Genomic DNA, 17585 nt, shown 5'->3' with positions numbered 1-17585 from the left:
ATATGAGTACATTACCCAAGCAGAATGAAATTCACATTGAACGATTGAATAAGAGCTACACGCAGCAGTCCGCCGGGGACCTTCATTACATCATCCAAGATGTCGATCTGGTGGTCAAGGGTGGGGAGTTTTTTGTCCTGTTGGGTCCCAGTGGTTGCGGAAAGTCAACTCTACTGAGTCTGATCGCCGGATTCGTATCCAAGACCTCCGGACAGGTAAGGGTTGGAGAAAAGGAAGTGGAGCGTCCCGGCCAGGATCGTGCGGTCGTGTTTCAGCAGGCGGATTCTTCCCTTTTTCCTTGGCTGACGGTCAGAGAGAATGTGGAGTTCGGTCTTCGTATGAAACGGATTCCCGCAGCTAAGCGTCAGGAAATCTCCGATCAGTTCATCGCGTTGGTCGGGCTTCTGGGCCATGAAAGCAAGTTCCCGCGGGAGTTGTCGGGCGGCATGAAGCAGAGGGTACAGCTGGCGAGAGTATTATCCAATGATCCCGCGATTCTGCTCATGGATGAACCATTCGGCGCTTTGGATGCCATGACAAGAAGAACGATGCAGCGGGAACTGGTGAAAATATGGCAGGAGACCGATAAAACGGTTATTTTCGTCACGCATGATATTCAGGAAGCACTGCTGCTTGGGGGACGCATCGGAATCATGTCCGCTGGCCCATCCTCAAGAATCACCGACATCTACGATATCCCGCTCTCATATCCAAGAGACTTGGCAGCACCGGAATTTCATGCGCTTTATAGCCAAATCCAAGCCCATTTTGACGAATAGAAGAGAGGAACGGAGGAAATGCTCCATGAACGTGAAAGCTAAGAAAGGGTTGCTGCATGTTTTGTTTTGGATCGCACTATTGGTCCTGTGGCAATTGGCCTCGTTAATATATGGCCCGGAGATATTACCAGGACCCATATATACAGCCAAGGGCGGTTATGAACTGCTGTCGGATGGAACACTGCTTCAATATATCGGAATCAGCGCTTATCGGGTTCTGCTGGGATGGACACTTGGCAGCTTGATTGCCGTGCCAGTCGGAATCGTCATTGGTAAGGTGGGCGTAATCCGTATATTTGCCGAGCCGTTTCTTAATTTTATCCGTTTCATTCCCCCTATCGCATTTATTACATTATTTCTTGTCTGGTTTGGCATCGGGGAGACGTCCAAAGTGATGCTGATTATGTATGCGACATTTTTCATCGTCATATTAAATACGCTGACCGGGGTAATGTCCGTCGAAGAGGATAAAATCCGCTCTGCACGCAGCATGGGAGCTTCGGAATGGCAAATCGTCATTCATGTCGTTATTCCGGCAACGGTTCCCTTCATATTCACCGGTATCCGACTCGCTATGGGGACATCCTTTATGGCCATAATTGGTGCAGAGATGATTGCTTCCAACGAGGGTGTGGGCTACTTAATATGGAATTCCCGTTTATTTTTCCGAACCGATTGGATCTTCGTTGGACTTATTTGCCTCGGACTGATGGGCTTCATAACGGATCGGGTGGTGGCGATGCTTGGCCGCAAAGCGTTATCTCGGTACGGCGTTGTCAGCACAACATCTTTGAAACGCTAAATGCCGTGCAGGTCATGCGTGTATCGGTAAAGTAAATGAGTTGAAACTATCCGGTAGAGGTCTTTACGGAAGCGTACGGGGCGCCACATTTAAATAAGAAGCACATCCTGTCATGCAGGATGTGCTTCTTTTATAATTTACTGCGAATCATTTGGAACGTTGATATATAGTTCCGCGAGTTTTGGGTCCCACGAGACATCGAAGCCCATTGGTCTGAGCAATGAGGCAGGAATCATCGTAGCACCCGTCATTCCATATACCGGACTGGACAGTATTAATTTTTGCCCATTCATTTGGGCTTCGGCGGATCCCATTTGGAAAGTGACTGCAGTCTGCTTATATTGGAGCTTATATATTGTTTGACCAGTACTGGAAGTGGTCACAGTAAGCGATGCTCCAAGCTCTTTTGCGACATTCTTTAAAGGAATGCTGATCTGATTATTCGTCATGACAGAAGGGAAGGACGCCGGAAGCAATTTTCCATTGACGATAACCGTGATTGGTTTCTGAATGCGCTGAGGAATATATATCATTCCATCCGGCGTGTTCCGAGGCACTCCGACCTCATTCCATTGATTGGCTCCCCATCCCCAGACTTGTCCTTGGGAGTCGATCGCCAGACCGTGAGTATCACCGGCAGCTATGGATACAATGCCGCTTAACCCGTTTACCTTGCCTTCTTTACCTGCCGGTTTCTTACCGTATGTCCATACTTCGCCTTGCTGAGTTAGAAGGACAGCATAACCGTTGGCGGCTTTGATGCTCTTTGCTTTCAATTGAGGATAGATTTTAGAAGGCTTATTTGAAATCTTAATCGCAGCAGATGAGTTCGTTACGGACCATACCCATGCGGTTCCGTCGGCATCTACTCCATACGCCTTACTGGAATGGTACACTGAAATTTGCTTCAGTGCTGGTAATCCATTCATCCGGGAAGGAGACGAGAGAAGGAGCTGCTTATCTTTTAGGCTAGCCGAAAAGATCCAGACAGATCCCGAGGAATCAAGTGCATAAACCATTCCGTTACTGATATCCAGTTGTGTTATTTTATTCAGACCGTCGATTCGGAAGGGCTTCGTGGATTCCCCCGTGTCATGGTCCCGACTCCATGCGCTTACGGTGCCATCCTTCATAAGCGCAAAACTGAAATCTTGCAACGTTGAGACCTGGGAAGCGCCCGAGATTTGCGATAATTGACGCGGCGGCTGTGACTCGCGGGTTAATCCGGAATGAATGCCCCATTCCCATACACTACCGTCTTTTTTGACGCCCAGCTGATACCCGTATCCGCTGGAAGCAATGGAAGTGATATCCGAAAGAGCGCTTAAACGTACGGGAGCATTCATATTTGAGACTGCGGTCGTATCCGGAATACCCAGTTCACCATATAGATTTCTCCCCCATGTCCATACGGAACCGTCCGCGCGTAATCCTACCGAAAAGTAATTGCCTGCTGTTGTCTGAATAAAGGATGTACCTGCGTTGACGGTGCTGTTGACAGGTATGGACACGCTCAAAGCTTGTGATGCGGCATCGATCTCTGCAGAAACCGCTGAAGGTTGTCCAGATATGAGTACAGCAGCAATAACAAATGCAGTAACCTTAATCGTTGCAGAGTGAGATTTCTTCATCATTTAACCTCCGAAATAATGGATTGTATGATATCCAGACGTGAGGAAGTAGAAGAATGTTACGTACTAACTGGAATGTTGACACATTTCGGACACAGATGTATAATTGCTTTGTTGAACAACTGTTCAAAACATATGTTCAAAACAATTGTTTAGTTTTATGCAATGTTCTAATTTCATTGATTTCCATTTGACCTCATGATTTGGTGAACAACTCATATTTGAATCAAAAAATCCGGTACATGAAAATCAAATGATGTGACCGCAGCCATACCTTTGGGAAATTGACGTCATCCCAAACAAATGGTACGTTAATCATGAATTGATTTGAACAACTGTTCAAATAGGGTCCGGCATTTTTTAAATTGCTTCTTGCAAGCAGATGGGTGGGTTAACCATGAATAATAAGGATGAAGTCAAAGATAAAGACGTGAAAGCCGTTATCCTACAGGCAGCTAAAAAGCTGTTTGCCCTCAAAGGTTTTGAGGGAACGACGGTGAGACAAATTTGCGAAGAGGCTGGTGTATCGCTTGCGCTGGTGTCCTATCATTTCGGTGGAAAAGACAATGTCTTCTATGCCTTGTTCGAACCGCTCCGGCAATATTTTGCCAAAATGAACTATGAGCTTGCCGATCCCGTTTCGGATCTGCGTACTTTCATTGAGAGGTTTGTGGAATATCGTTATGAAGAAAGGCATTTAATCAGTATTCTACAGCAGGAGCTCATGATGAAAAGTCCAAGAGTGGAGAAGCTGACCTATGCCATTTTTCCAACCTGGGAGCATCTTCGGCTTATTCTGAAAGCTGGAATGGATCTGGGATTCATTCGTTTTCCTTCACTTGAATTTGCCGTGAATTTTACGATGGGGACGATCATTTCCTCCATGCTGGATCCTTATCTGAATCCGATGGAGAATCAGGAGAATGTATCATCGCAGCAAGCAGCCAGCCTTACTGTACAGTTTATTTTCAATGGATTAGGCATTGATAACCATTACATTTGAGGAGCTGACATCATGAAAGCAGCACACATTTACGGCGCCAGAGATATCCGGGTAGAGAATATTGAAATTCCTGAATTGCAGCCGGGGACGGTTAAAGTTAAAGTCGAATTTGCAGGAATCTGCGGAAGCGACATGCATGAATATTTGGCCGGTATTTATCCAATCCGTAAACAGCCCGTACTTGGTCACGAATTCTCTGGCGTGGTTACGGAAGTCGGCGAAGGTGTTGAAGGGATCATGGTCGGTGACAAAGTTGCGGTGGAACCGCTCATTCCTTGCGGACACTGTAAGAATTGCAAACGAGGAATGTCCAATCTTTGTACCCAATCCCAAGGTTATGGCTATTCCTTCTCTGGCGGTTTTGCAGAATACGCCGTCGCCAGAGCAGAAAACGTGTTTGTTTTGCCTCAAAACATGAGCCTTGAGCTTGGCGCACTGGTTGAACCAACAGCCGTTGCAGTACATGCAGTCCGTCAAAGCCAATTAAACCTGGGTGATTCCGTAGCCATTTTGGGCGCTGGTCCTATCGGTCTGTTGCTTCTGCAAGCGGTGAAGGCGGCAGGCGCAGGTCGGATATTCGTTGTGGAAGTATCTGAAGAACGCAGAGATAAAGCGCTTGAGCTTGGAGCTACACATGTCATCAACCCGGTCACGACGGACGCTGTTCAGCTTATCAACGAGATGACGGACGGCGGCGTAGACGTTGCTTATGATGCTGCTGGCGTACAAGCCACATTCGAGTCTGGCATTATGATCGTCAGACCTGGAGGCGAGTTTAAAATTGTCAGCTTGTGGGAGAAACCGGTAAACTTTAACCCTAGCATCATTGTTAAAACCGAAGCCAAAATCAGCGGGTCCTATGCTTACAATAATCTGTTCCCTGAGGTTATCAACCTGCTTGCGAGCGGAGCTATCAATGGCAACGCGGTTATCACCAGTATGATCGCATTGGACGATATTGTGGAAAAAGGATTTGAGCAGCTCACCAAAGACCGCAAGCAGTGCAAAATACTCGTAAATATGAGCCTGTAAGGACTCTTATCGTAAAGCCGGAAGCGAATGTAGGATTCGCTTACCGGCTTTTTGTATTGAAATACAACATTCGCCAATTCATAACGCTGCCCGAGAATCGGCAGCCTTTGATATTTTTTAATTATACATAAACTTTATTTTCCCAAAAGCAAAAGATCGGAATATGATTGAAATGTAAGATTCAAAAGAACGGATCGGTGATATCTATGCGCAAGTTGAAGATACGCTCTCGGGGATCAGAGTTGTTAAGTCATTTGCCAACAAAGACCTTGAGCAACAAAAATTTGATTACGAAAACAACCGTTTCGTTGAGAGCAGAAGAGATGGTTATCAGAGTGAAACATATTTTCACGAAGGGGTGACTGCATTTACGCAGCTACCGTGGCTGTCATTACCTTCTACGGAGCTGCGGGCTTGAAATCCGAGTTCTCTCCAAAGTCGCGAATGCGGCTTTTTTTGTTGTGAAAGAAATCATTGATGAGCAAAAAAATTCGCCAATTGCATATGATGATACATGGTCCTTATGGTACAATTTTCTTGTTGCGGTCATTCTAAGCAATCGTGGAAGACATTAAGATTCAAAAGCAATGTTTACAGGTCAGTCTGATGGCTGGAAGACTGCCGGAATGGGAGGGGAACGGATAGATCATTCTTCAATTTAGGATATCGGATGGAACCGATCCGGGAATACAACGTAGGTATAAAGCAGTGATATTAGCATCCCTTGGGATAACTCCACCCCGATTTTTTACATAAAGGGACAAATCAAGAACTGAGTCTACCGATTTTTCAAAGACCGTGAACGAATCGTGACGATGATAGCTGTCGCTGATAACACGGTAAAAGCGTCAACTTCAACTGAAGGGTTCCAACCCGGGAATCGTTTTGATGCAAGATACACATTCTTGGACATAAAGGATCACGGATTAGTATACTTCCAGCGATTCCTGATGGGGGTAGAGGAGGAAAAGGTATTGAAGCAAATGAAGTACATAAAATTTCTGGGACTGATTCTAGGAATATTGGCTTTGAACATTCTGGTGCTTTCACCCGGATTTCTGGGAGTTGAGATCGGAGGAAGCGCCCTCTCGACTGCGTTTGGTATTACCTTGCTGCTTGCCAGCGCAATCGCTTTGCTGTACGGGAGTTATGTCCTGCTGTTCAAGCCACCGATCGTTGTACCCGTCAAAGAAATCAAAACGCACGAAGACTATGTGGAAGGCTTAAATCAATACAAACACGTAAAAACGCTGGAAGAGGACATCACGCTTGCGCTGGAGCAGCTGGAACGCATGAAAAAGAAGCGGGGCACCTTGCTGAATGTGCTGAATCAGCGGTTTGATGAGACAGAGCTGAGTTACAAAAAGTTTTCATCCGTAACTTATGAGGTCGAAAAGCTCTTTTATCTTAACGTTAAAAGCATTTTGAACAGATTGAGCATCTTCGACGAGTCGGAGTTTCTGATCGTCATGAACCAGAAGCCGACCAAATTCTCCCGTGAATTGCTGCAGGAAAAGACGAATGTGTACAACGAGTTCCTGTCATTCATGAGAGGGTCCTTAAGCACGAATGAGGAGATTTTGCTGAAGCTGGATAAGCTTCTGGTAGAAATCTCGCGTCTGGACAGTTTTGAGCCGGGGGATATCGACAATATGCCGTGCATGCAGGAGATCGACTCTTTGATTAAGCAAACCAAATATTATAAACAGTGAGAGGTGCAGTGAATGGCAAAGAAGAAATTTTTCCTTATATCCGGAATCATTTTGGTTATCGTATTCGTTCTGGTGTACGTTGGGGTCAACATGACCTCAAATTTGGGGAAAACAAAAATGCAGGTGACTGCTGAAGATGCCGCCAAGCGATTAAACAAACTCTATTCCAACATCTCGGTAACGACCGACACACCCGTGAAAGGACAAATCGATTTGAATCCGGCAGATGTGGGGGATTCCTTACCGGATATCAACAAGTTCCCGATCACAGTCAATAACACAACCAATAATTTCGTTGAGATCTTCTCTTCTCCGGAGAAGGGGGGAACAGGGGTTGACGGGTGGTTATCGGATGTAGCAAAAGACTTTAACCAGGCTAACATCAGCGTAAACGGAAAACCGGTATCTGTAAAAATCCGCAATATAGCTTCCGGAACCGGCGTTGATTATATTAAATCCAAAAAATACATACCGGATGCCATTACGCCATCCAATGAATTATGGGGCGAGATGATCAAGGCAAGCGGTGTCAAAACGCAGCTTGTATCGAAACGCCTCGTCGGGAATATTCCCGGCATTGTATTATCGAAATCCAAGCACGACGCATTAGTGGAAAAATACGGAGCCGTGAATGTCAAAACCGTCACCGAAGCGATCGCAAACAACGAATTTTCGATGGGGTATACCGATCCGTTTGCCAGCTCAACCGGATTGAATTTTCTTGTTACGGCGCTCAACACCTTTGATAGTTCAAATATTTTGGGGGAAAAGGCCGTTCAAGGATTTGAGAAATTCCAGGCCAACGTACCATTTACGGCTTCAACGACCATCCAAATGCGGGATGCTGCCAAATCGGGCATGCTTGACGGGTTCGTATTGGAATATCAAACGTTCCTGAATGCGCCAGACTTGAAGGGCGGCTATGTTTTCACGCCATTTGGCGCAAGACATGATAGCCCGCTATACGCATTAGGCGATTTGCCTCAGAATAAGCGGGATATTCTCAAGAAGTTTGCCGACTTTGTTGCACAGGACAAATATCAATCAGCGGCAAAGGATAAGGGCTTTAATAACCTTGAGGATTACAAATCGGAGCTTGCCGCAGTGGATGGCAATATTCTGACAGCCGCACAAAAGTTATGGAAGGAAAAGAAAAACGGAAATAAACCGATTGCCGCAGTATTCGTGACGGATGTATCCGGCAGCATGGCAGGTGAGCCGTTGAATCGCCTGAAAGAGTCTTTGCTCAAAGGCCAGAAATATTTGGGGAGAGACAATAGTATCGGTCTTGTTTCTTACTCAAGCGATGTCACTATCAATTTGCCGATTGCCAAATATGACACGAATCAGCAGTCCATGTTCGTCGGGGCGGTCGACAGTTTGCAAGCCAGTGGGGGTACGGCTACATTCGATGGAATTGTTGTAGCTTTGAAAATGCTGCAGGAAGAGCTAGCCGTTCATCCTTCGAGTAAACCTCTAATCTTCGTTCTGAGCGATGGCGAAACGAATGAAGGGCATACGCTCAAAGACATTAAGAGCCTGATCGAGGCCTACAAGGTTCCGATTTACACCATAGGATACAATGCGAACATTAAAGCGCTGCAGAACATCTCCAGTATTAACGAAGCGGCCAGCATCAACGCAGATACGGACGATGTAGTCTACAAAATCGGAAACCTGTTTAACGTTCAGATGTAACGAATACTGTGAATCATACAAATCACTAGAGGGGGATTAAGATGTCATTTTCGATGGAAGTAGCAAGTCCGGACGAAATTAAAGCAGCGATTGAGGAAGAGGTAAAACCGGTACCTGAAGAGGTTGCAAAACTCCAGGAGCTGGCGGATTCCAATGTGGCTGCGATCATGGATCTCGATATCGAATCGCTGGATAAACGGAAAGAAATTCTGCAATCCATCGATGCTTTCGGTTTGAATACGATGAAAGTATCCTCGGATAAAAACGCCCTGCTTCAGGTTTCGGTAGGCAAACTATCCAAAACGGGTGACGAGGGCGGGGATGTCGCCAAAGGGCTGGCCGAACTGCATACACAATTGAAGGACTTGGATCCGAGCGTGGTAGACTTTGCGAAAACGGGCCTTCTAGGTAAGCTCTTCAACCCGCTTCGTGCCTATTTCTTGAGATTCGAGAAAGCGGATAGTGTCATTGCGGATATCGTGGTCTCCTTGGATAAAGGAAAGCAAACCCTTAAGAATGACAATACCACGCTGGAGATTGAGCAGCAGACGCTTCGGGAATTGACGAAAAAGCTCCAAAAGGAAATCCAGCTTGGCGGACTGATGGACGAATCGATTGAATCGCAGATCGAAGCCGCAAAGTTGCGCAACGAGGATCCAGATAAAATCCGCTTCATTACCGAAGAAGTTCTGTTTCCGCTGCGGCAGCGGGTTATGGATCTGCAACAGATGCTGGTCGTCAACCAGCAGGGGATCATGGCAATTGAAGTGGTCATCCGCAACAACAAGGAACTGATCCGCGGAGTGGACAGAGCGAAGAACGTTACAGTTTCGGCGCTTAAGATTTCCGTAACGGTTGCCAGTGCGCTCTATAATCAAAAGATTGTCCTGAAGAAAATCGAACTTTTAAATCAAACGACGAATGAACTGATCTCCAGCACGTCGAGAATGTTGAAAAACCAAGGGGCCGAGATTCAGAAGCAAGCGCTTCAGGCCAGTATTTCGGTAGATACGTTGAAACAAGCCTTTACGGATGTGTTGTCCGCTTTGGATTCCATCAGCACCTACAAGCAGGAAGCATTGCCTAAAATGCGCGATACGATCAATCAATTCCGTGAAATGGCAGACAGTGGTGAAAAGCAGATTCAGCGTCTGGAAAAGGGCCATAAATTAGGTTTATAAAGGGAATTCATTCCATAATACTGTTCTTATATGTATATATATACAAAAGCCCTTCCACTTGTGGAAGGGCTTTTTGAGTTAAGCCAAAAGTATGCCCATGCAAAGAACGTATTGCCGTAACATGCGATGTGAGGACGCTGTTTTATTTTTATGATAAGTTTGAAGTTAAGGTAACGCCGCTTTATCATTCGTTGAGTAGTCATGAAGGAGTGTTGATGATGGATATTAGAATTGACGATTTAAGCGGACCAGAGGTGGCTGACTTAATAGGTCAGCATCTTCATAACATGTCGGAGCTATCTCCGCCGGAAAGCACGCATGCGCTGAATTTGGACGGACTCCGAAGCCCGGAAGTGACATTTTGGAGTGCTTGGGAAGAAGGGGAGTTAGCCGGTTGCGGTGCGATCAAAGAACTGGATGAAGAACATGGGGAGATCAAATCGATGCGTACAGCAACGTCGCATCTAAGAAAAGGCGTTGCCAGAAGGATTCTTGCTCATATCATTGAAGAAGCCAAACGGCGCGGCTATCGGCGTCTTAGCCTGGAGACGGGCTCTATGGAAGCTTTCGAGCCTGCCAGGAGATTATATGAAAGCTTCGGTTTTCAATACTGCCACCCCTTTGCGGAATACATCGAGGATCCTAACAGTTTATTTATGACCTTGAACATAACAGTCGCCCAAAGATAAAAGCATGAAAAGCCTGAGAAATCAGGCTTTTCGTTTTTGCAGGCGGAGTGGATCAGCTTGAATGTGGCGAGCAATAGCACGCGAGTCATTAAGATGGCATTAACAAGTCATGATTATGGTAGTTAACTTTTGGGCTGCTGTGTATAATCGTCGCGTAAGGAGCAGCTGAATATGAATTGGGGGGGACTTATATAAGAAATGTTTGCATTGAAAACCTTAGCAGCATGATGATACTTTCATTCCATTCGTCACGTCATCCTGAAAAAAAGGTGGTTTTGTAATGGGAAGAAACATGGTAAAAAAGCTGATGAGTATTGCTTTAAGCGCTGTATTAGCCACAGTCATCACCGTGCCGCTCACCGCACATGCTGCGTCCGATGTTTCCATCAACTGGAATGACATCAAGCAAGATATTGACGGATTCGGGGTATCCCAAGCCGGGTGGTCTGACGCCATCTACGATTTGCAGGAGCCTGTACGGAGCCAAGTAATGGACCTTTTATTCACACCCGATACCGGAATTGGCATATCTATTTTTAGAGGCGCTTTGTTTGCGGCTTTCAATCCTGCTCCGGGACAATATGACTTTAATGCAAGACCTGATCAGGTATGGGTTATGCAGCAGGCCAAAGCCAGGGGAGTCGACAAGCTGATTGCAAGCACATGGAGTCCGCCGGCATGGATGAAGACAAATAATTCGACGACGAACGGCGGATACCTGAAGCAAGAGAACTATGGCGACTATGCTCTGCTGATGTCCAAGTTCATCAAAGAATATAAGCAGCAATTCGGCATTGATTTGTACGCTGTCTCGATCGCCAACGAGCCTAACTCCATGACGTTTCTGTCCTGGGATTCGAGTGAATGGAATTCGACCAATTTCCAGGTGTTCTTGAAGGACTACTTAAAACAGGCCATGATCAATGAAGGCGTGCAATCGACCAAGGTTATCGCGGGCGAATCATCCTGGTGGTCGGAGGATCTTATCAAGGATTCGTTGAATGATCCCGCATCCGCCGAGAGGCTCGACATCGTAGCCGGTCATAATTATCCCGTTCCCGTGATCAATACGGAGCTTCCTACCACTCCGTTCTCAACGGCTGCCGCTAAAGGGAAGAAGGTATGGATGACCGAAGTCTCCAAAGTGGATTCATACGATCCGGGAATGGGCTCGGCGCTCAAGTTCGCCAAACAAACCCATAACTTTATGACCAAAGCGAATGTCAATGCTTGGATGTACTGGACGGGAGCAATCCCAGGAAATAATGACGAAGGCCTGATCAATGTAGACAAAACGGCGAATACGTTCCAGCTGACGAAACGGTATTATGCCTTCGGCAATTTCAGCAAATTCATCAAACCTGGATATGTTCGGATCGGAGCTCCGGAAAGTCCGCAGTCAGGCGTATATACTTCGGCTTACAAAGATCCGGTTACCGGTAAATTCACCATCGTAGCAGTGAACGACAATGATTCTACAGCAGAGCTCAATCTCGTTCCAAGCGGTTTCACGGCAGGTCGGATCACTCCATACACCACAAGCGACAGCCTCAATCTGGCGGAAGGCCCGGTGATTCCTTTTGCGAGCGGCAAATTCCAAACGGTGATCCCTCCGAAAAGCGTCGTTACTTATGTAGGAGAAAATGGATCTTCGGCACCTCAGGTCACTACATTAACCGATGACTTAAACGATTGGTCCAAAACGAGTTCTCACACCAGCGGCCTTGCGATGGATTCCACGAACAGCATTTACTTTAACGGAGATACATCAAGGGTGAAGCGAACGGACGGCACAACTCAAAGTTTTGTGTATCATATTCCCAACATGACCCAATTCAAAGCAGACCTGTATCACTTCAGTGTTTGGGATGGCGTGGCATTCTATACATCTAACGATAACCAAAATTGGACCCCCGTGGTTCATACGAGTACGCAAGGCTCATATACCGGAAGCAAATGGTACAAAAAAACATATACGCCGGTGCAGCTTCTGCCTGCAGGCACCCAGTATCTGAAGGTCGAATTGTCGGGAAGCGATTCCTGGGAAAAGCAGGTGTCCAAAATGGTGATTACCTCACTGCAGTAGAGCCGGCCGAATAATAAAAAGACGACTAGCAAGAAGTTCCTTGCGTAGTCGTCTTTTTTTGCAATTAACCGGTGAATTCCTGAACCCATTCGTTGTTGTAAAAAGCGATGCCGATCTTGGAATAGCTTTTATTCAAAATGTTAGCCTTATGTCCGGGACTGTTCATCCAGTCCTTCATCACTTGCGAGGGGCTGGTTTGTCCTTTGGCTATGTTTTCTCCAGCCGAGTTATAGGTGATCCCGTATTCCTTCATCATGTCGAACGGGGAACCATGACTTGGGGAGTTATGATCAAAATAATTGTTGTCATACATATCCTGTGCTTTTGCCATGGCCATTTTGGAAAGATCTCCGTCCATGCTCAAGGAGCTCAATCCGGCTTTGGATCTTTCCTGATTCACCAAGTCGAGAACTTGTTGTGCGTACTGGGTCGAATCCTTTTGATTTGCTTGGTTTTGACCGGCCTGATTGGTTTGTCCCGTCGTTTGTCCCGTCTGTCCCTCTGTGGCTGTACCTGTATCTGTACCTGTACCTGTGCCTGTAGTGCCAGTTGGCATTTTCGCATTATTATTGCCGTTGGAACCCGTAGGGGCTTGACCCGTTGATCTATTGCCATTTGGAGCCTTTATCAAATCAAGCAGTTCGGAAGGAAGTTCGTCTTGAAGTCCTTTTGCAGACAGTTTCGATCCGCTCCAAGCTGTTGAAGTCGATGATGCTTGCGTCGCAGTAGAAAACGGTACAGCTTCCCTTGTATGCGATTGTATTTTTACGGGATGCGGATTAACTTGCTTCTCGGTCAAATGCCTTTGAGAAACTTGCTGTTGAGAAACCTGCTTTTGAGTCATATGGTCGTTAGTTGAACAGCCTGCAACCACGATCAAGGCAGCGAGCACGATAAACTTTATCATCACCAATCTCCTCGGTCCGTTAATTTTAGTGAAGTCACCGGGATTAAGTTATCCTGTTAGCCATCAATTTATTCCTCATTCTGATCATCAGTGGGAAGCGGTCGCATTGAGGAAGGAACACTCTATCAAAATAGTCATTAAACTCTTAGAATAGTGTTATGTAAGTGAAAATCGGAGGTGCTACAGCATGTGGCTAGAGGAACTTCATATTCAAGGTTATAAGTCATATTCCTGTCAAGAAGGAGTCCGTCTGGATAACTTTAAAAAAATCAACCTTTTCATAGGCGCAAATAACGTAGGCAAATCAAATATTATACGGTTGTTTGATTACCTGAAAAGCCGTAAGCATTATTATGGCGTTCCAGCTATTAGAGGGGGGGATTTATGGTCCGAAGATGAGGAAATATCCTTTGCAGCTTCACTTGTATGGAATGAGATCCCGCCCCAAGATACCCGGAAAACCATTCGCATGACTCAAAAAAAGAACGAAGATATAGAAGTCAGCGGCGACTGTAACAGGAGAGAGGCAGCAGAATGGATCAACCAGTACATACGCTTATTCTCGGATAAGAGGGGGTTCGTACAAAATCATAACACGCCAGGAGGAAGGGTACATCCTCAGATGGACGGGATTCGATTTGCAGATTCGATTCTCGAGCGTGCCATTCTGGAATATGACAGCTGGTACCTCCACTATCAGGAGAAAATGACGCTATATCTATCGCAATTGCTCCATGAAAGAGTAGAGTTTCATATTTGTTATCAGGATGACGGGAAAAATGAAGAACTACATATCGAAAAACGAGGCACCATCCAAAGCCAAATCGAGGATCTTCAAAAGCATAAAAGATTGATTCCAAGCTTTCAATTTAAAGCAGAATTTGAAATCAAACTCATGCGCAATGGCCAGTGGCGATCTTTTAAGCTGCAGGACCTCGGTTCAGGCGTATTACAATTTGTTGTTCTGCTGTCTGCCCTGTACATGGTAAAGGATGAGCGGGCAAATATTTTCCTGGAAGAAATCGAACTGAATATGCATACCAAAGCGTTGGTTCAATTGGTACATATTCTGGAACATGAAAAGGATTTTGAAGGTCACCGATACTTTCTTTTGACGCATTCGTCTGCAATCGTGGATCAGTTTTCATCCAATTACTCCATTTATTTGTTCGAACAAAATACCGATGGCTCAACAAACGTTCAGCGGTGTACTCAAAGAACGGACTTGCATCGTTTGTTGGATGAAATCGGCGTGAGGCCGTCTCAATTGATGCAGTCCAATTTTGTCATTTGGGTGGAAGGGCCCAGTGATAAATTATATCTTCAAAAATGGATTCAACTCATGGCTCAGGCGAGAGGCAAACAATACATTGAAGGGAAAGATTATAGCTTCGTGTATTATGGAGGGGCACTGCTCCATCATTACAGGGTTCTGGTTGAAACGGAAGAAGAGGATATGCACCATGAAACAAATACGCTCATTGATATTTTACGAACCAGCCGCTATGCTGCGATCGTTTGCGATAGCGACATAGGCGGCGAGCGTACCGAGTTTAAAGCAAGAGTGCAAAATATATCCAGGCATCTTGATGCAAATCCTGAATTGAAGCCATATATTTTCCAATGGATTACCGCAGGCCGCGAAATAGAAAACTATGTTCCGCAACCTTTGATGGAAGACGTGATCTGCAATCATATACCGCAGCGGGAAAGATTTAAATACCAGGAACAATCACGGGAGCTCCCGAAACCTGATCGTGCACGACTGCAAGATCAAACATTCCTGGAATCGGACTCTTTTGACGTGTTTTTCGCCCAGGCCTATTTAAAGGAAGGAGAGGAAGGAACGGCGTACGGACAAGCCGTGATCAAAAATGTTTCAGGCAGCTTCGATAAAATCAAGATTGCCCAAAAAGCAGCGGAGCTTTGGACAATGAATGATTTCGGTGTATTGGATATCGGACATCAATTGAATGCACTTCTTGATTACATGGATCGTTCAGCAGGTGTGATAGCATAAGCAATAGGTGAACCGGTTTCTCCATTTGGAGAAGCCGTTTTTTTTACGGAAAGATTCCCAATACTACAGGTTTTGTGTCCTGGATTTCAGTTCAATCGAAATTTAAGGAATATTTAATTTTTGCATCATTCCTATTTTAATAGTGTTCCTTATTGTTAGGGCAAGGGGATGATGATTGGAATCAAAAATGGAATCAGCTTGTATCAAGCATTTGTTAACGAAAGGATGATGAAGACGATTATGGGGAAGTGGCTCCGCAAGGATGCTCCGGCGGCAATATTATTCCTTATTCCAAGCGGTGTCGGCTTTGCGATGTTTTACCTTATCCCGTTTGTTTTGGGTATTTTTTATTCGTTTATGGACAGTACGCTGGATGGTCAATTTGTAGGACTCGATAACTATAAAGAGCTTATGGCGAGCAGTTCTTTCCGCAAAGCGGCGTCCAATACTTTTTATTTCAGTTTGATCAGCGTTCCGCTTCTCATTGTTGTATCCCTTGCACTGGCATTTTTACTCAATAAAAGTGTATATCTCCGAAAATGGCTGCGTACGGCTTACGTCATGCCTCTGGTCGTTCCGGTTGCCTCTATCATTCTCATCTGGCAAATGCTGTTTGACTGGAATGGATCTCTAAACGCCTGGCTTAGCCAGTTCGGGATTGCCCGCGTAGATTGGATGAAGACGGACTCGGCCCGCATCGTGATCATTATCGTGTATTTATGGAAGAACATCGGTTATAACGTTATTTTATTTTTGGCCGGGCTGCAGCAAATCCCAACGGATTATTACGAAACCGCTCAGATTGAAGGAGCAGGCCGTATACGGCAGTTTAGGAGCATTACGCTGGTCTATCTCACGTCAACGATGTTTTTTGTCGTCATGATGTCGATCATCAACTCATTTAAAGTGTTCCGGGAAACGTATCTCATCGCAGGTGATTATCCGCACGACAGCATCTATATGCTGCAGCATTATATGAACAATATGTTCATGTCGCTCGACATACAGAAGCTCACAGCGGCAGCGGCTTTGATGTTTTGCTGTATTCTGCTGATTGTTATGGGCATGTTTGCGCTGGAACGAAGACATCGGCAATTCATGGAATAGGAGGTGAGAACATTGCCGGTTGTCAAAGTCTTGCAAAAAAGCGCGTTAACCTTCGTCATGGGCGTGATCGCTGTAATGTTATTATTTCCAATTGTGATCACGTTCACGAATTCTCTGATGACAGAAAAGGAAATTGACATCAATTATGGCCCTATAGGGCAGATGAACGAAGCAGGCGCAGGGAGAGAAAGTCCATTCGTCAATTTGAAGCTGATCCCCGATAAAGTGTCGTTGGAGCAATATGGCAAGGTGCTCATGGACAACCCGAAATATCTGACGATGTTCTGGAATTCCGTATTTATGGTGGTGCCGATCATTACCGGGCAGACCCTTGTGGCGGCACTGGCTGCATACGCATTCTCCAAGTTGAGGTTCCGCGGACGGGATCCTTTGTTTCTTGTCTATGTCTTGACGATGCTGATGCCTTTCCAGGTGACGCTGGTTCCCAATTACATCATGTTGGATAAGCTTGGATTAATGAATAGTCCCGGTGCAATTATTTTACCAGGGATATTCGCGGCTTTCGGGGTGTTCATGCTAAGGCAATTCATGCTCGATATTCCACATGCTTACATAGAAGCGGCCAAAATGGATGGCGCAGGCCATTTGCGTATTTTTTTCAAATTGATTATTCCCATGATTAAACCAGGCCTGGCTGCGCTCATGATCTTATTGTTCGTCGATTATTGGAATATGGTGGAGCAGCCTCTTATTTTTCTGGACAATCCGTTCAAGCAGCCGCTGTCAGTCTTTTTATCAAGGATCAATGATGGGGAGCGGGGAATGGCATTTGCTGCATCCGTGCTTTACATGTCTCCGATGGTGCTGTTGTTCCTGTACGCGGAATCATATTTCATTGAAGGCATTCAATTGTCGGGCATCAAGGGTTAATCAAGAGAAGTAACGCTTACGATGTAAACTTTCCTACGGAAAGTTTT

General features: G+C 45.6%; 15 protein-coding genes and 1 pseudogene. 14 read left to right on the top strand and 2 right to left on the bottom strand.

Annotated elements, in window-relative coordinates; translation table 11 throughout:
- The first annotated feature begins 2 nt into the window (after positions 1-2).
- Together GRF59_RS04375 and GRF59_RS04370 are read left to right on the top strand one after the other, a co-directional pair.
- Entirely contained in the window at positions 3-779 is a 777-nt protein-coding gene (locus tag GRF59_RS04375; protein WP_160496421.1) for an ABC transporter ATP-binding protein, read from the top strand.
- Positions 780-804: 25 nt separating this feature from the next.
- Complete coding sequence (locus tag GRF59_RS04370) at positions 805-1581, top strand: ABC transporter permease (RefSeq protein ID WP_160496420.1); 777 nt, start codon at positions 805-807, stop codon at positions 1579-1581.
- Between the two features lie 137 nt (positions 1582-1718).
- Here the strand turns inward: GRF59_RS04370 and GRF59_RS04365 are convergent, their stop codons facing one another.
- Complete coding sequence (locus GRF59_RS04365) at positions 1719-3212, bottom strand: stalk domain-containing protein (RefSeq protein WP_160496419.1); 1494 nt, start codon at positions 3210-3212, stop codon at positions 1719-1721.
- Positions 3213-3609: 397 nt separating this feature from the next.
- On the opposite strand from GRF59_RS04365, the gene GRF59_RS04360 reads away from it, so the two are divergent.
- The 8 genes from GRF59_RS04360 (at position 3610) to GRF59_RS04325 (ending at position 12613) form a co-directional block, all read left to right on the top strand.
- Complete coding sequence (locus GRF59_RS04360; protein ID WP_160496418.1) at positions 3610-4215, top strand: TetR/AcrR family transcriptional regulator; 606 nt, start codon at positions 3610-3612, stop codon at positions 4213-4215.
- 12 nt (positions 4216-4227) lie between these two features.
- Positions 4228-5247: a 2,3-butanediol dehydrogenase gene (locus GRF59_RS04355; protein ID WP_160496417.1), complete on the top strand. Its 1020-nt coding sequence runs from the start codon at positions 4228-4230 to the stop codon at positions 5245-5247.
- 193 nt (positions 5248-5440) lie between these two features.
- Positions 5441-5665 (top strand): 6TM ABC transporter family protein, encoded by a 225-nt coding sequence (locus tag GRF59_RS29655; protein WP_341480056.1) that lies wholly within the window; start codon positions 5441-5443, stop codon positions 5663-5665.
- Positions 5666-6230: 565 nt separating this feature from the next.
- Positions 6231-6959, top strand: coding sequence for a hypothetical protein (locus GRF59_RS04345; protein WP_160498113.1), 729 nt, complete (start codon positions 6231-6233; stop codon positions 6957-6959).
- Between the two features lie 12 nt (positions 6960-6971).
- Positions 6972-8657, top strand: coding sequence for a vWA domain-containing protein (locus tag GRF59_RS04340; protein WP_160496416.1), 1686 nt, complete (start codon positions 6972-6974; stop codon positions 8655-8657).
- Positions 8658-8698: 41 nt separating this feature from the next.
- Positions 8699-9838, top strand: a complete 1140-nt coding sequence (locus tag GRF59_RS04335) for a toxic anion resistance protein (protein ID WP_160496415.1) — start codon at positions 8699-8701, stop codon at positions 9836-9838.
- 218 nt (positions 9839-10056) lie between these two features.
- Positions 10057-10527, top strand: a complete 471-nt coding sequence (locus tag GRF59_RS04330; RefSeq protein WP_160496414.1) for a GNAT family N-acetyltransferase — start codon at positions 10057-10059, stop codon at positions 10525-10527.
- A 292-nt stretch (positions 10528-10819) separates the two neighbouring features.
- The gene (locus GRF59_RS04325; RefSeq protein WP_237391625.1) at positions 10820-12613 is read left to right on the top strand and encodes a glycoside hydrolase family 30 protein; all 1794 of its coding nucleotides are present in this window, start codon (positions 10820-10822) and stop codon (positions 12611-12613) included.
- A 64-nt stretch (positions 12614-12677) separates the two neighbouring features.
- On the opposite strand, the gene GRF59_RS04320 is transcribed toward GRF59_RS04325, so the two are convergent.
- Complete coding sequence (locus GRF59_RS04320) at positions 12678-13520, bottom strand: CAP domain-containing protein (protein WP_160496412.1); 843 nt, start codon at positions 13518-13520, stop codon at positions 12678-12680.
- Positions 13521-13707: 187 nt separating this feature from the next.
- Here GRF59_RS04320 and GRF59_RS30355 point away from each other — a divergent pair.
- From GRF59_RS30355 to GRF59_RS04305, 4 genes and pseudogenes are all read left to right on the top strand, one after another.
- Positions 13708-13989 (top strand): annotated as a pseudogene (locus GRF59_RS30355) (AAA family ATPase); the annotation flags it as partial.
- Positions 13990-15540, top strand: a complete 1551-nt coding sequence (locus GRF59_RS04315) for an ATP-dependent nuclease (RefSeq protein ID WP_341480004.1) — start codon at positions 13990-13992, stop codon at positions 15538-15540.
- A gap of 240 nt (positions 15541-15780) precedes the next feature.
- Positions 15781-16647, top strand: coding sequence for a carbohydrate ABC transporter permease (locus GRF59_RS04310; protein WP_160498112.1), 867 nt, complete (start codon positions 15781-15783; stop codon positions 16645-16647).
- Positions 16648-16704: 57 nt separating this feature from the next.
- Positions 16705-17538, top strand: a complete 834-nt coding sequence (locus tag GRF59_RS04305) for a carbohydrate ABC transporter permease (protein WP_202128588.1) — start codon at positions 16705-16707, stop codon at positions 17536-17538.
- Positions 17539-17585: the final 47 nt, after the last annotated feature.

Source organism: Paenibacillus dendrobii, from assembly GCF_009807035.1.
Lineage (GTDB): Bacteria > Bacillota > Bacilli > Paenibacillales > Paenibacillaceae > Paenibacillus_AQ > Paenibacillus_AQ dendrobii.
The sequence above is the reverse complement of the archived record's forward strand: the minus strand, read 5'-3'. Positions and strand labels throughout refer to the sequence as shown.